Annotated in this window: 7 protein-coding genes; all 7 read left to right on the plus strand. The window is 33.7% G+C overall.

Going from position 1 to position 16,146, the window contains the following annotated elements:
* The first annotated feature begins 48 nt into the window (after positions 1 to 48).
* The 7 genes from BLV35_RS00620 (at position 49) to BLV35_RS00650 (ending at position 16,091) form a co-directional block, all read left to right on the plus strand.
* The gene (locus BLV35_RS00620) at positions 49 to 2,058 is read left to right on the plus strand and encodes a kojibiose hydrolase (protein WP_091083196.1); all 2,010 of its coding nucleotides are present in this window, start codon (positions 49 to 51) and stop codon (positions 2,056 to 2,058) included.
* Positions 2,059 to 2,505: 447 nt separating this feature from the next.
* Positions 2,506 to 5,523, plus strand: a complete 3,018-nt coding sequence (locus BLV35_RS00625) for a SusC/RagA family TonB-linked outer membrane protein (protein WP_245711990.1) — start codon at positions 2,506 to 2,508, stop codon at positions 5,521 to 5,523.
* Between the two features lie 11 nt (positions 5,524 to 5,534).
* Positions 5,535 to 7,076: a RagB/SusD family nutrient uptake outer membrane protein gene (locus tag BLV35_RS00630; protein WP_091083200.1), complete on the plus strand. Its 1,542-nt coding sequence runs from the start codon at positions 5,535 to 5,537 to the stop codon at positions 7,074 to 7,076.
* Positions 7,077 to 7,232: 156 nt separating this feature from the next.
* Positions 7,233 to 10,550: a VCBS repeat-containing protein gene (locus BLV35_RS00635; protein ID WP_091083202.1), complete on the plus strand. Its 3,318-nt coding sequence runs from the start codon at positions 7,233 to 7,235 to the stop codon at positions 10,548 to 10,550.
* Positions 10,543 to 13,812: a VCBS repeat-containing protein gene (locus BLV35_RS00640; protein ID WP_091084782.1), complete on the plus strand. Its 3,270-nt coding sequence runs from the start codon at positions 10,543 to 10,545 to the stop codon at positions 13,810 to 13,812. The genes BLV35_RS00635 and BLV35_RS00640 overlap by 8 nt, the downstream gene beginning before the upstream one ends.
* A gap of 35 nt (positions 13,813 to 13,847) precedes the next feature.
* The gene (locus BLV35_RS00645) at positions 13,848 to 15,173 is read left to right on the plus strand and encodes a vanadium-dependent haloperoxidase (RefSeq protein WP_091083205.1); all 1,326 of its coding nucleotides are present in this window, start codon (positions 13,848 to 13,850) and stop codon (positions 15,171 to 15,173) included.
* A complete protein-coding gene (locus tag BLV35_RS00650; RefSeq protein ID WP_091083208.1) occupies positions 15,174 to 16,091 on the plus strand; it encodes a GyrI-like domain-containing protein in 918 nt (305 codons plus the stop codon).
* Positions 16,092 to 16,146: the final 55 nt, after the last annotated feature.

A 16,146-nucleotide genomic window follows, 5' to 3' on the forward strand; every position in this document is an offset into this window, starting at 1 on the left:
TAAGAAATAAATGATTTAAGTTTGAAATTATTAATCAAAATTAAAATTATGAATTCAAATTTAACGCAGCTTGTAATACTGATTTTGTTTACTACATCCGTGTTTAGTCAAACGAAGTCAGATGAATGGAATCTACATGCATCTTCAAGGGAAAACTACTTTGGTGTGGCTATGGCCAATGGCCAAATTGGAATTGTTACTGATGATACACCATTAAAAACTAAAGAAATTATTTTAAATGGAGTCTATGAAGCAAGTCCAGAAAATGGGATTAGTAGAATTGTTAGAGGGATTGAGTTTCTTAACCTTCATTTGAATATAAATAATCAAGAAATAAGCTCTTCTACTATTGATAATTGGAGTCAGGTTGTTTCAATGAAAGAAGGAACTAGTACAACTTCTTTTAGCTTCAAAGATCTTGCGGTTATTGACTATACTATTTTGGCCAATAGAGCCATACCTTATTCAGCAATGGCAATTGTAGAAATCACACCCAAAAAGGATATTGAAATAAATGCGAATAATTATATGGTTGTGCCTGATGAACTTAAAGAGGCTAAATGTCAATTTAGAGTATTAAAAGACAATCAATACTTGATGCCAGTTTTTGGAACCACAGCAAAAACATTAAATGGTAAGCATACTATATCAGCTTCAACTACTTTTCTTTTTGACGGTCAAAGTGAAACATTAAAGCAAACGGGTAATGAGGTGGGTTTTACAAAAAAATTAAAAAAAGGTCTAAAATACCGATTCGCTATTGCGGGCGGAATTTGTACATCCAAAGATTTTACCGATCCTCTAAATGAATCTGAAAGACAGCCCATCTTTGCATTACAAGAAGGGATTGATAATTTATTAAACCGTCATAAAAAAGCATGGGCTGAATTGTGGCGAACTGGAGACATACAAATCGAAGGGGATTTAGATGCACAACAGAGAGTCCGATTTGCCTTGTATAATCTGTATTCTTATATACGTCCGGAGACAAGGCAAAGCATTGCGCCAATGGGACTGTCTTCTCAAGGGTATAATGGGCATATATTTTGGGATTCTGAATTATGGATGTATCCATCACTTTTAGCATTACAGCCTGATATGGCTAAATCTTGTTTGGATTACCGTTCTGACCGTCTTGGGAAAGCAAAACAGAAAGCAACTGTATATGGTTATAAAGGAGCAATGTTTCCATGGGAGTCAGATGATACAGGAGAAGAAGCAACACCAACATGGGCTTTGACTGGAATTTTTGAACAACATATCACAGCTGATGTTTCGATAGCATTCTGGAATTATTATGCGTATACACAGGATAAGTCATGGCTTAAAAAAGAATGGAATGTATTGAAAGAAACGGCAGATTTCTGGGTAAGTAGAGTTGTTGAAAATCAAGACGGCAGTTATTCTATTCTTAATGTTGTAGGAGCAGATGAGTACGCTCAGCATGTAGATGATAATGCTTTTACAAATGCTTCGGCGATTGAATCCTTAAAAAACACAATCAAGGCGGCTACTATTTTAAATGAACCGGTTAATCCAAAGTGGGTCGCAATATCGGAAAAGTTAGCCATTCATACTAAAAACGGAATCACGCAAAATTACAAGGGCTATAACGGAGAAATGATAAAACAAGCGGATGTTAATTTACTGGCCTACCCATTGCACGTGATTACTGATAAAAAGCAAATTGAAAAGGATCTAGAGTATTATGCAGCAAAGATTGATCCCAAAGATGGGCCAGCAATGGCGTCGGGAGTTTTGTCTGTATTGTATGCACGTATGGGTAATAGAGATAAAGCTTACGATTATTTTGTTAAATCGTATTTGCCAAACAGCAGACCGCCTTTTGGCGTTTTTTCTGAGTCGGCTAATAGTAGTAATCCTTATTTTGCAACAGGAGCAGGCGCAATGCTTCAAGCAGTTATTTATGGATTTGGAGGGGTAGAGCAAACTGATGAAGGTTTGAAATACAATAAAGGACTTTTACCAAAGCAATGGAAATCACTAAAAATTATAGGTTTAGGTCCAGACGATAAGACAATTACGATCGAGAAATAGTTTTTAACATTTTGTATTATTTGCCTCAATTATATTCTTTCGAGTAAAATTGAGGCAATTTTATTTTTAGTAATATTTTAAAAATTAGATTTGATTTTCAGTGTTTGGTTCGTATTGTGAAATGTTCGGGGGAATCGCATTTATATTGCGTATTTAGCAATAGTTTTTTACACAGCGTGCTTTTTTTGATAAAAACGCATCGTTTCTTCCGCTTTATTCGGGTTAAAATAACATAATGATTTAAATTTGATATAATTTTTACGTTGTACATAATTTTACAGCTAAATTTTTACTGGATTAATTTTAAAATCGAAAACGTTTTCGGTATAGCGAAAACGTTGTAGTTGACAACTTCTTAAAGTTGTCTTAAAGTTATCTTAAAATTTTTACTAAGTTTGAACTTAATAAAAAACCAAACTAAATTATTAACCAACTTATTTATTACCTATGAAAAATAGTCTAACCAAAGGCTTGATGGTGTTTCTAATGATACTTTGTACCAGTTTGACATATTCGCAAGAAGTGTCCGGTAAAGTATCTGATTCTAGTGGGCCACTTCCTGGTGCTTCAATACTAGTTAAAGGAACAACAAATGCAACGCAATCAGATCTTGATGGAAAATTTACCATCGGAAACGTCGGGCCAAATGCAATTTTAGTTTTTAGTTACATTGGTCTTAAAACACAAGAAGTAAATGTAGCTGGAAAAACTTCAGTAAATGTTATTCTAAAAGAAGACTCAGCTGAATTAAAAGAAGTAGTCGTTATCGGTTACGGAACAGTTAGAAAGAAAGATGCTACTGGTGCAGTTGATCAAATCGGTGCCAAAGATTTTGATAATATTGCATCTCCATCACCAGCTCAGTTGTTGAGAGGTAAGGTGGCGGGAGTTCAGGTAACGCAGTCAAGCGGAGAACCGGGAAGTGGAATTGCAGTAAGAGTTCGTGGAAATTCATCTATTCGCTCTGGAAATGGACCGTTGTATGTTATTGACGGTGTGCCGTTAGATGGTGGTAATGTTTCCGCTGGCGGTGGACTTACGGCTAATAATGGTGCTCAGGATTTGGGGTCATCTTCTGCAAGAAACCCATTGAACTTTATTAATCAAAATGATATTGAGAGTATTAGTGTATTGAAAGATGCTTCTTCTACGGCTATCTACGGTTCTCGTGGAGCTAATGGTGTAATTGTTATTACTACTAAAAAAGGAAAATCTAGCGTACCACAACTAACTTACAGTACTTCTGTTACTTTTAGTAAGAAGGCAGGTAATTTCGGTGTGATGAGCGCTAATGATTTTGTTGCTGCAGGTGGTGATGATAAAGGTTCAAGATCTTATAACTGGGAAGACGCTGTATTAAGAAATGGTTTTTCTATGAATCATGATTTATCTTTTAGTAAAACTACAGATAATTCGAATACAAGATTGTCTTTTGGAGCATCTAATACGGATGGAATTGTTAAAAATTCAGGTTTAGATAAATATTCGGCTTCGTTTTACAACTCTAATGATTTCTTTGATGGAGCTGTGAAAGTGGAGTCAAGAATTATTTATACTGCATTGAAAGATGAAACGACATTATTGTCTAATAATGCTGGTTATATTGGTAATTTAATTGGTACCGCATTATATTGGAATCCAACATTGCCTATTTACAATGCGGATGGTACATATAATGTTATCAGTACCTCTTATTTGAATCCAGTTCAATTATTGAATTCTTATAAAGATTTTACGAACACTAGCAAGTTATTGGGAAGTATCAATACAACTTGGAAAATTAATAGTCATTTGAAATATCAATTTTTATTTGGTATTGAGAGTTCTATATCGGCTAGAAAAACACAGTTACTTCCATCTATCCAAATCTTGAATACAGCGCAAGCTGTTGTTCCCGGTACTGGAACAGATCCTGTGACGAATCCTGCTATCACTAAATATGGTCAAGCGGCGATCGCTAATCAAAATAAATTTAACAAAACTTTTGAGCACACATTAAATTACAATAATGACATTAGTGATAATTTTAATTTAGATGCTTTAGCTGGATATTCTTACTATGACTATACTGCTGATGGTAATCAATCTTCAGGAATAGGTTACGATAGTGCGCAAACTAATTTAATTGATAATATTGAAGGAGGTCTACAAAATGAATATAGAGTATCTTCTTATAGAAATAGAGTCGAATTACAATCTTATTTTGGAAGAATTAATGCTACCCTATATAAAAAATTAATTCTTACTGGAACAATAAGAGCTGATGGTTCAACTAAACTTGGAGTAAATAATAAATACGATTATTTCCCTTCTGTTGGTATCGCTTACAAAGTGGTCGATAATCACGAGGGCTTAGTTAATGACTTCAAAATTAGAGGGAATTATGGTATTACTGGAAATCAGGAATTTGCACCAAATTCTGCTATTGCAAGAGCTTCTTACGGGAATAATGGTTCTTTAAATTTAGATAGTAATTCCAATGCTGATTTAAAGTGGGAAACTACTAAATCTTACGGAATTGGAGCTGATTTCGAATTTCTTAATAATAGGTTGACAGGTTCTGTTGATTACTTCCAAAGAGATACTAAAGATTTAATTTTTCCAGTACCGGCTGCTGCTACTCAACCTGGACCTCCATCACCTCGTTTTAAAAACTTAGCTGGTAATTTAATTAATAAGGGAATTGAGGTAGCTTTAAGTTATAAAATTATTAATAGTGAGGATCTTAATTGGGATATTTCTGGGAATGCCTCTTTCTTAAAAAATGAAATGACAAACTTTGCTGGATTCATCTCTACAGGGGGATTAAATGGTCAAGGATTGTCAGGAGCGTACGCACAAGTAATTACTAACGACAAACCAATTTACTCTTATTATATGTATGAATGGAGAGGGTATGATGCAAGTGGTAATTCTATTTATGCGGATGCTGCAGGAAATGATACGGGTTTAGGTACCGCTGCTAAAAAATTGCTAGACAAGCAACCTTTACCAAAAATTAATGTTGGATTTTCAACGGGTTTAAACTACAAAGGATTTGATGCAAGTGCATCTTTCTATGGTGCTTTTGGACATTATATCTATAATAATACATCGAATGCTTATTTCTTTAAAGGGGCATTCCTTGGAGGTAGAAACGTAACTCAAGAGGTTGCTACGTCTCCTCAAGCTGCAGGAGATCCTAACTCTCCTTCTACAAAGTATCTAGAAAAAGGAGATTTCTTAAGATTGGGTAATCTTAGTTTTGGATATACCCTTACAGGAAATTATTTGGAAAGAATCAAAGTTAAATCGGCTCGCGTTTTTGTAAATGCTGCTAATTTATTTGTCATCACAAGTTATTCAGGAACAGATCCAGAAGTTGATACTGATAAATCTTTGAATGGTGTGCCTTCAGCGGGTATAGAATATCTATCTTATCCAAGAGACAAAAGTGTATCTGTCGGTCTTAACGTAACATTTTAATTAAAAAAACGATGAAAAGAATTAATATTATAAAAGGCATCTTATTAACTAGTACGATTGTACTAGGGGTGAGTTGTACAAATCTAGACGAAGAAGTATTAGACGGTGTTGTTGTCTCTAATACTGGCGGAGGAACAGTAAATACTTCATCCTTATTGACTAGTGCTTATGAAGGATTGAGAGGTTTTGAAACACAAGGACAAATGTTCGCATTGGATGAAATGTCAACAGATGCATTAGTTGGACCTACCCGTGGAGGTGACTGGGATGACAATGCAACATGGAGACAGATTCACGTGCATACATGGGCTCCAGATCACGTTGAGGTAAGAAATGCATGGAATGCTTTATTGTCTCAAGTATACAATTGTAATTTAGTTATTGAAAATGGTTCTGCAGCTGAGGTTTCACAAGCACGATTCTTGCGAGCATTCTATTACTATAATGTAATTGACCTGTTTGGACAAGTGCCTTATAGAGAAGTAGGTTCTGCTTTAGAGGATGACCCTAAAGTATGGACAAGAATAGAAGCTACAGATTTTGTTATCAGTGAATTAGAAGCAGTAATTTCACAGTTACCTGCAAAAGTTGTTGGTAATACTGGGATTGCAAATGCAGATGCAGCACATTTTTTATTGGCCAAACTGTATTTAAATAAAGGTGTATTTAAAGCCGCAGCTCCTGCAGGACCTTATACTTTTGAAGCTGCAGATATGACAAAAGTTGTAACTCATGTAAATGCTATAAACAGTTCATTAGCTGGTGATTATTGGGATAATTTCAAGCCTAGTAATGACACTTCTCCAGAAATATTATTCTCTTCTAAAAATGTTAGAGGTGGTGCTGGAGGAGGAATTCAGTTCCAATGGAGAATGGGAATGCATTACAATCAAACGCCAGATGGATGGAATGGTTTTGCTACTGTAGCTGAATACTATGATAAATTTAATCCAAATGATAGACGTATTAAAAACAATGATGCTGCGATAATTACTGCATTTGGTAATCCAACTGGATTTCAAATTGGTCAAATATATAAGCCTGGAGGGACTGAAATCGCTCGTGATAGAATTAAAAATGATGCTAACCCACTTGGCCAGCCATTAATTTTCACTAAAGCTTTGACTTTAATTACGAGTGGAGCTACATTGGAATCTGCAGGTGTTAGAGGGCAAAAATATATTCCAGATGTTCAAAATTTAGGAGCTCCTGATAATGATTATGTATTTATGAGGTATTCAGATGCTTTGATGATGAAAGCGGAAGCTATTGCTAGAGGAGGTTCAGGAACAAATGACGTTGCTAAATTAGCGCAAATTGTTTCAAGATCTGGACAAGTAGCAGTTTTTCCTACTACTCTTGATGGAATCTATCTTGAAAGATCTAAAGAATTATGGTGGGAAGGATGGAGAAGAAATGATATGGTACGTTTTGGTAAATTCTTAGCAGCAAGAGAGTTGAAGCCATACGTTTCGGATAATAAATATATATTATTCCCAATTCCAGCAGATGCTTTGTTTAATGCAAACTTAAAGCAAAACCCTGGTTACTAAGGATTGTTTTACAATTTTATGTTTTGAGTTAGTTATAGAGAGGGTACTTGTTACCCTCTTTATTTTATACGCTATTTTGTTATTTTATTCAGTAAATATTATATAAATTAGGGCTCTGTATCTTTTGAGATTTCCTAACCAAACACTTCTTATAATATGTTTAATCGTTTTGCGTTATTTTCATTTTTTATTCTTTTTTTTTCCAATTGTTCTAAAGAAAAGACTGATAATAAAGATGCCTTATTTACTAAATTAAATGCTTCAAAAACGGGAATTAACTTTGTTAATGATGTTAAAAATGGAGCTGATATGAATATTTTTAAATATAGAAATTTTTATAATGGTGGAGGCGTTGCTATTGCAGATATTAACAATGATGGGCTTTCAGATATTTATTTTACCTCAAACCTGGGGGCGAATAAATTGTATTTAAATAAAGGGAATTTTCAATTTGAAGATATTTCTAAAAAAGCAGGAGTAGAAGGTTCTAAGTCCTGGTCAACCGGAGTTGTTATGGTTGATATTAATGCAGATGGATTACTGGATATCTATGTTTGTAATGCTGGAAACATACAAGGCGACAATCAAAAGAATGAACTTTTTATCAATAACGGGAATCTTACTTTTACCGAAAAAGCAGCAGATTATAACCTAGCAGATACTGGAATAACAACGCATACTGCATTTTTTGATTATGATAAAGACGGAGATTTGGATGCTTATATTCTTAATAATAGTTTTATACCTGTAAGTAGTCTTAATTATTCCAATAAGAGAGAATTGAGAGACAAAGATTGGGACGTAGCTGATATTTTGAAAGGAGGCGGAGACCGTCTGCTTCGTAATGATAACGGAAAATTCGTTGATGTAAGTAAGGAAGCAGGAATTTATGGTAGTTTAATCGGTTTTGGATTAGGTGTTACCGTAGGAGATGTCAATGGGGATTTGTATCCTGATATCTATGTTTCTAATGACTTTTATGAAAGAGATTATCTGTACATAAATAATAAAAACGGAACTTTTACGGAGCAAATTCAAGGTTGGGCCTCTCATATCAGTCAGTCTTCTATGGGTGCAGATATGGCTGACGTTAACAATGACGGTAAAGCCGATGTATTTGTGACAGACATGTTGCCAGAAGGTGACGAACGATTAAAAAACACAACTAGTTTTGAAAACTATGATTTATTTCTAAGAAAAATAAATCTCGATTTTTTCAATCAATACATGCAAAACACTTTACAAGTTAATAACGGAAATAATCAGTTTTCTGAAATTGCTAATTATGCTGGCGTTGCTAAAACAGATTGGAGTTGGGGCGCCTTACTATTTGATATGGATAACGATGGCTACAAAGATATTTATGTTTGTAATGGAATTTATCACGATTTAACAAATCAAGATTTTATTGATTTTTTCGCTAATGAGTTTATGCAAAAAATGGTCGTAACAGGAAAGAAGGAACAAATTGAAACGATTATAAATCGCATGCCAAGTTCTCCTATTCCTAATTATGCCTTTAAAAATAATAAAAACCTGACTTTTACAAATGAAGCGCAAAACTGGGGTTTAGCTACTCCTAGTTTTTCAAATGGAGCTGCTTATGGCGATTTAGATAACGATGGTGATTTAGACTTGATCGTTAATAATGTGAATATGGAGGTTTTTGTTTATCAAAATAATTCAGAAAAAAAGAAAGACAGTCATTTTATTAAAGTCAAGTTAAAAGGGGATAATCAAAATACTTTTGGAGTAGGAAGTGTTGTAGAATTATTTTCAGGCAAAGAAATTTTAAGACAAGAACTTATTCCTTCTAGAGGTTTTCAGTCTTCTATTGATTATGTTATGACTTTTGGTATTGGAACAAAAAAAATAGATTCTTTACAGGTTATTTGGCCTAATGGGAAGTTTCAAACGCTTAAAAAAATTACTAATAACAGCACAATTAATTTGAAAATTGCTGACGCGAAAGTGGATTATATTTCTAAAGGAAATAAAGCTAAGCCACTTTTTGTTGAAACTAAATCTGGATTTTTAGCTCATAAAGAAAATGATTATATCGATTTTGACTATGAAGGTTTAATTTCAAAAGAACTCTCTCAAGAAGGACCAGCGCTTTCAGTTGCAGATATTAATGGAGATGGTAATGAAGATATTTTTATTGGCGGAGCAAAAGGAGTTTCTGGGAAAATTTATTTGAATAAAGGAAACAATAATTATAGTTTGACGAATCAAATCACCCTTGATTCAGATGCTAATTATGAAGATACTGCAGCAAATTTCTTTGATGCAGATAATGACGGCGATATTGATTTATTAGTAGGCTCAGGAGGAAATGAAAAAGCCGATCAAAACAATTATAAAAACCGTTTGTATTTAAACAATGGTAAAGGCGTGTTTGTGAAAAGTACGACGGCTATGCCAACTACAAATAATAATGTTGCCGTGATTGTATCAAATGATTTTGATAATGATGGCGATATGGATGTTTTTATAGGAAGCCGAAGTGTTCCTGGTGTTTATGGAATTGACCCTAAACATTTATTATTAGAGAATGATGGGAAAGGTAATTTTACCAATGCTACTGATAAAAAAGCTTTTAAACTCAATACTGTAGGGATGATTACTGATGCTGTATGGGAGGATATAGATAATGATTCTAAAAAAGATCTGATAATCGTAGGGGACTGGATGGCTCCAAAAATATTTAAAAATACAGGAAGGAGACTTGTTGAATATAAATCAAATCTAACAGAATTTTCAGGTTTTTGGAATGCAGTAAGCTGTGTAGATTTGAATAATGACGGTAAAAAAGATTTGGTTTTAGGGAATAAGGGAACGAATACCACTTATAAAGCTTCTGTAAAAAATCCGATGCGTTTGTTTGTAAATGATTTTGACAATAATGGTACTATTGAACAAATTGCAACCCGTTCTATCGATGGGAAAGACATGCCTTTGAACCTAAAACAGGACGTTGCTAAACAAATACCATTGATTAAGAAGAAGAATTTAAGTTATGCGGATTACGCTAAGAAAAGCTTTCAGGAACTCTTTGTTGCTGATGTCACAAATAATTCAATTCAAAGAACGGCTACCATTCAGGAAAGCGTGGTTGCCATGAATAAAGGAAATGGAACATTTGAAATAGAAGTTTTGCCAAAAGAAGTTCAGTTTTCTTCTGTGAACACTATTTGCGTGGTAGATATTAATAAAGATGGAATTCTCGACCTTGTTTTAGGAGGTAATCAATACGAGTTTAAACCACAGTTTTCAAGACTTGATTCTAATTATGGAAGTGTTCTTTTAGGGAATAAGAACGGCAGCTATACATGGGTTCCTTATGCTCAATCTGGATTTTATATGAAAGGCGAAGTGAAGCATCTTAAAACAATAAAAAACAAGGTAAATGTCATTTCTATAATTGCCGTGATTAATGATAATGCACCTAAAATATTTAAAAGCAATGAATAATTATTTTCGAATAGCACTGCTTTCTGTGCTAATGGTAAGTTGCTCAAAAAAAGATCATTATTTATTTGAAAAACTAGCCTCAGATAAAAGTAATATTACTTTCAATAATCAATTATTAGAATCAAAAAATATTTCTATACTAGATTACCTCTATTATTATAATGGTGGTGGTGTAGCTTTAGGAGATATTAATAATGATGGTTTGGTTGATATTTATTTTACTTCAAATCAAGGTAAAAATAAATTGTACCTGAATAAAGGAAAAAATAAATTTGAAGATATAAGTACTAAGGCCGGAGTTGAGGGTCAAAGTGACTGGACTGCAGGAACGGTTATGGCAGATGTAAATGGGGATGGATATTTAGATATTTATGTTTGTGCTGTAGTAGGGATTAATGGTTTTGAAGGACATAATGAATTATTCATTAATAATAAGGACAATACTTTTACAGAAAGTGCGGCAGAATATGGTTTGGATTTAGATAATTACAGCTCTTCGGCTGCATTTTTTGATTATGATTTAGATGGTGATTTAGATATGTATTTGTTGAATCATGCGGTACACTCAGAAGAATCTTTTGGGAATGCCGATGTAAGAAATAAAAGAAGCTATGAATGTGGGGATAAATTATTCAGAAATGACAATGGTAAATTTGTTGATGTAAGTGAGAAGGCAGGAATCTTTGGCGGTGCAAATGGTTATGGATTAGGGCTTGCTATTTCCGATTTTAATCTTGATGGTTATCCTGATATTTATGTTGGGAATGATTTTCACGAAGATGATTATTACTACTTAAATAATGGCGATGGTACTTTCACAGAAAGTTTAAAACAACATTTTGGACATACCAGCCGATTTTCTATGGGAGTTGATGTTGCGGATATCAATCATGATGGATTCCCAGATATTCTAACGCTCGACATGCTTCCTGAGAATGAAAAAGTTTTAAAATCGTCATTAGGAGATGATAATGTACAGATGCTAAAAATGAGAACCGAAAAATTAGGGTATCATTATCAGTACACAAGAAATATGTTGCAATTGAATAATGCAGGGAATAATTTTACTGAAACCGCGCTTCTTAATGGACTTGCTGCTACTGACTGGAGTTGGAGTGCTTTGTTTGCCGATTATGATCAGGATGGGGAACAGGATCTTTTTGTAGGTAACGGAATCCCAAAACGTCCCAATGATTTAGATTACGTAAAGTATTATTCTAATGACCAGATTAAAACGAAAATAACAACTACTAAATTATTAGACAAAGAGGCTTTAAACAAAATGCCAAAAGGAAATTGTACGAACTATATGTTTCAAGGAGCTGCCGATTTACACTTTAAAAATAGATCTAAGGACTGGATAGAAAATGACTCAATAATTTCTAACGGAAGTGGTTATGCTGATATTGATAATGATGGAGATCTCGATATTATTACTAATAATTTGAATAGTGTTGCATCTGTTTACATCAATAGAACAGATACGGCTTCTAATTACTTAAAGTTGAAACTGCAGTTTCAAGGAAAAAACACCTTCGGAATAGGAGCTAAAGTGATTTCTTATGCAAAAGGAAAAAGACAGTTTAAGGAATTACAAACGACAAGAGGATTTCAATCTTCTTCTGAGCCAATGCTACATTTTGGATATGGAAAGATAAAAATGATCGACTCCTTAGTGGTTATTTGGCCTGACAAAACATATCAAATTTTAAAGAATATTAAGGCCAATCAGACAATTGTAGTAAAAGCTGCGAAAAGAAGAAAAGCATTTAATTACCAAAAATTACATCCTTCTATTGTACCGGTATTTAAAAAGGTAAAAGATAATTTAGGAATCGACTTCACGCATCAGGAAAACGACTACGTTGATTTTATCTTTCAAAAATTAATTCCTTACCAACGTTCAGATCGTGGGCCAGCTACTGCCGTAGGAGATTTAAACAATGATGGTAAAGAAGATATTTTCTTTGGTGGATCTAAAAATAAAAAGGCAACGGTATATGTTCAAAATGGGAATGGATTTTCGAAAAAAACGTTTACAGCTATAGCCAATGATTCCATATATGAAGATGCTTCCGCTGTAATTGGAGATTTTAATAATGACAAAGTCAATGATTTATTTGTAGCTTCCGGAGGTGGTGAAAACGCCTCTGATTTACAGGACCGCTTGTATCTATCAGAAAACAAACAATTAGTGAAATCAAACTTATTGGAGTTGACAAAAAATGCTTCTGTAGTTAAAATGTTTGATTATGACAATGACGGAGATTTAGATATTTTTGTTGGAAATAATTCGGTTAATAATCGTTTTGGAAGCATTCCAGATTCCTATTTATTAAATAACACAAATGGTATTTTCTCTATTGTTCAGAATAAAAACTTTTCAAAAATTGGAATGGTGACGGATGCAGTATTCTCAGATTTCAACAAGGACGGTAAAATCGATTTAATAGTAATAGGGGAATGGATGAAACCTACTTTTTTTGCCAATACAAACGGAAAATTCAAAGATGTAACGGCTACTGTGTTGCCAGAAAAAAGCAATGGTTTGTGGCAAGCTATTATACCTTTTGATATTGATAATGATGGGGACCTTGACTATATAGTAGGGAACTGGGGGATGAACTCCAAGTTCAAAGCATCTAAGGAGTTTCCTATGAAAATGTTTTATGATGATTTTGATAAGAACGGATCTTATGAAACGATTGTCGCGATTGAAAAAAACGGAAGCTATTATACTACATTAGGTCTAGATGATTTAGCAGAGCAGTTTAGTGGGATGTTAAAAAAGAAATTCAAAAGCTATAAGGTATTTGCAGGAAAGACGGTTGCAGAAGTTTTTAGTCCAAAAATGCTTTCGGATTCAAAACGCTTTGAAGTACATAATCTAAAATCGGGATACCTTAAAAATCAAAATGGAAAATTCACTTTTGTTGCTTTTTCAAGTGAATTGCAAGTCGCTCCAATTAATTGTTTTGTTAAATCTAACTTTGATTCCAGTAAAAAAGAAGCTGTTTTTGCAGCAGGTAATTATTTTGGAGTGTCTCCTTATCACAGTCGATTTGATGGCTTTCCAGGAGCTTTAATCAAAGATGCAAAAACAATTGTATTAGGGAATACATTAGGAATTGATTTGTCTCAAAAAGCAGTAAGACATTTAGATATGATTACTCTAAAAGGGAAAAAATATTTACTAGTAACGGTAAATAACAACAAAGCGGAGGTATATGAATTACCGATGATCAAGGAAAACAAGCAATAGCTTAGCAGTATATTTTAATTTAAATTTAAATAGAAATGAGATTAAGAAAATATTTTATAGTAGCAATTGTTGCACTATTTATATCATGCCAAAAGGACAAACCTATTGAAGTTACAACAGATGAATATCATGCTGCGATAGAAAATGTGACAGAAATAATGATTCATGATATTTTTTCACCGCCAGTTGCTAGTAGGATTTTTGTTTATCCTAATATTGCTGCTTATGAAGTTATTGCTCAAAATAGTAAGGCTTATTCCACTCTAGGAAATCAGTTAAAAGGATTAGGAACTACTCCTAAATTAGATCCTAAAAGCGGAGTGAATGTTGAGGTTGCGGCTTTGGTTGCTCATATGGAAGTGAGCAAGCAGTTGGTTTTTTCAGAAGAATTAGTAGAGAAATTTAGAGATAGCTTATATAAAAAATGGAGCGAGACTAATGAAAAAGAGTTTGAAGTTTCTAAAGAATATGGACTTAAAGTAGCAGATCATATCAAGAAATGGATGGATAAAGACAATTACAAGCAAACGCGAACGATGTCTAAGTTTTCTGTTTTGCCTAATGTTGCTGGTAGATGGCAACCTACTCCTCCAGCCTATATGGATGCTATTGAGCCACATTGGAGTGAAATTAGAACACTGGTATTAGATTCGGCCTCGCAATTTAAACCCATACCAGCACTTCCATTTTCATTAGATAAAAACTCGGCTTTTTTCAAGGAAGTACAAGAAGTGTACGACATAAGCTTGGATATGAAAAAAAAGGGAGATGAATGTGATGAGGTTAAGATGGCTCAGTTCTGGGATTGTAATCCATACGTTTCTGTAAGTCAGGGACATATGATGTTTGCCAAAAAGAAAATAACTCCAGGCGCGCATTGGATGGGAATTACCAAAATTGCTTGTAAAAAATCAAATGCTAATTTTGAGAAAACAGTTTTTGCTTATACAGCAACATCTATCGGAATGTTTGAAGCTTTTATTAGCTGTTGGGATGAAAAGTTTAGGAGTAACGTTATAAGACCTGAAACTGTAATAAATCAGGAAATTGATGAAAACTGGAAGCCGGCTTTGCAAACACCGCCATTTCCAGAATATACCAGTGGGCATTCTGTTGTTTCGACTGTTTCAGCTGCTATTTTAACTTCGATATTTGGAGATAATTTTGCTTTTGTGGATAATTCTGAGTTGCCTTTTGGTCTGCCAAATAGATCTTTTAAATCTTTTAAGTCCGCTTCAAAAGAGGCTGCAATGAGTCGATTTTACGGGGGTATTCATTACAGAGCAGCAATTGAAAATGGAATCATACAGGGTAATGAGATAGCAGGTTTTGTTGTGAATAAATTGAAAATGACAAAGTAGATGAAGGGAAATAAAAAAGTGGTATTGTTTTTTAGTGTTTTGATTTCGGTTTTTTTAGTATGGTATCTTTTTATTAAAAAAAGTGATTACTGTATTTCGTTTAAGGTAAAAACAGCAACCGGGACCGTATTTCAAGGAGTTCAAGAATGGTCAGCTTTGCGGCAGTCTACGGAAAAAGAAGAATATCATACGTTAGAAAAGAAAAACTTTAGTTTCATCAAGCAATCGATGACAAAAGGGAAGGTAAAAATGGAATATACTTGGGAAATTAATTCCGTAAATGATTCTGTTACTACTGTTAATGCATGTATAACCGATTCAGATAACAGTATTTATAATAGATTGACCGTTCCTTTTTTTGAAACTGATTTTAGAAAACAACAAATTGAAAAGATTACTAATTTTAGAAATGGGTTAAATAAACATTTGGAAAGCTTTAGAATTAAAATTGATGGAATTAAAACTTCTGAGGAAACGTTTGTTGCTTATATCAATTTAAAAAGTGTATTGCAGGAAAAAGCACAGACAATGATTGCAAATGATGCAATTATAACAGGCTATTTGAAACAAAATAATATCAAAATCATAGGGAAACCATATGTCGAAATTCAAAATTGGGATTTGGATAAAGAAATGCTTGATTTCAATTATTGCTTTCCCATTGCTAAGGACACTAAGTTCATTGAAAATGAATTTGTAAAGTTTAAAAGTTTAAAAGCGATTAAGGGATTACAGGCAACTTATTACGGTAATTTCAGGACTTCAGACCGGGCTTGGTTTACCTTGTTAGATTATGCACAAAAGCAGGGAATCGACTTAGCTCACCAACCACTGGAACATTTTCTAGCAAACCCTTTTAACGGAGGTGATGAGCTGAGCTGGGAGACAAAAATAATTATTCCTATTATAAAAATGTAAAAAAGAAAATTCGATATTATTTCATGAATTCGAAAACGTTTTCGGTACTACCGAA

Origin of the sequence: Flavobacterium gillisiae (assembly GCF_900107635.1) — a bacterium.
GTDB lineage: Bacteria > Bacteroidota > Bacteroidia > Flavobacteriales > Flavobacteriaceae > Flavobacterium > Flavobacterium gillisiae.

Bases quoted from the DNA above. Each gene is read 5' to 3' on its own strand.
- BLV35_RS00635 (WP_091083202.1), top strand. From the start codon at position 7,233: ATGTTTAATCGTTTTGCGTTATTTTCATTTTTTATTCTTTTTTTTTCC.
- BLV35_RS00640 (WP_091084782.1), top strand. From the start codon at position 10,543: ATGAATAATTATTTTCGAATAGCACTGCTTTCTGTGCTAATGGTAAGT.
- BLV35_RS00620 (WP_091083196.1), top strand. From the start codon at position 49: ATGAATTCAAATTTAACGCAGCTTGTAATACTGATTTTGTTTACTACA.
- BLV35_RS00650 (WP_091083208.1), top strand. From the start codon at position 15,174: ATGAAGGGAAATAAAAAAGTGGTATTGTTTTTTAGTGTTTTGATTTCG.
- BLV35_RS00630 (WP_091083200.1), top strand. From the start codon at position 5,535: ATGAAAAGAATTAATATTATAAAAGGCATCTTATTAACTAGTACGATT.
- BLV35_RS00625 (WP_245711990.1), top strand. From the start codon at position 2,506: ATGAAAAATAGTCTAACCAAAGGCTTGATGGTGTTTCTAATGATACTT.
- BLV35_RS00645 (WP_091083205.1), top strand. From the start codon at position 13,848: ATGAGATTAAGAAAATATTTTATAGTAGCAATTGTTGCACTATTTATA.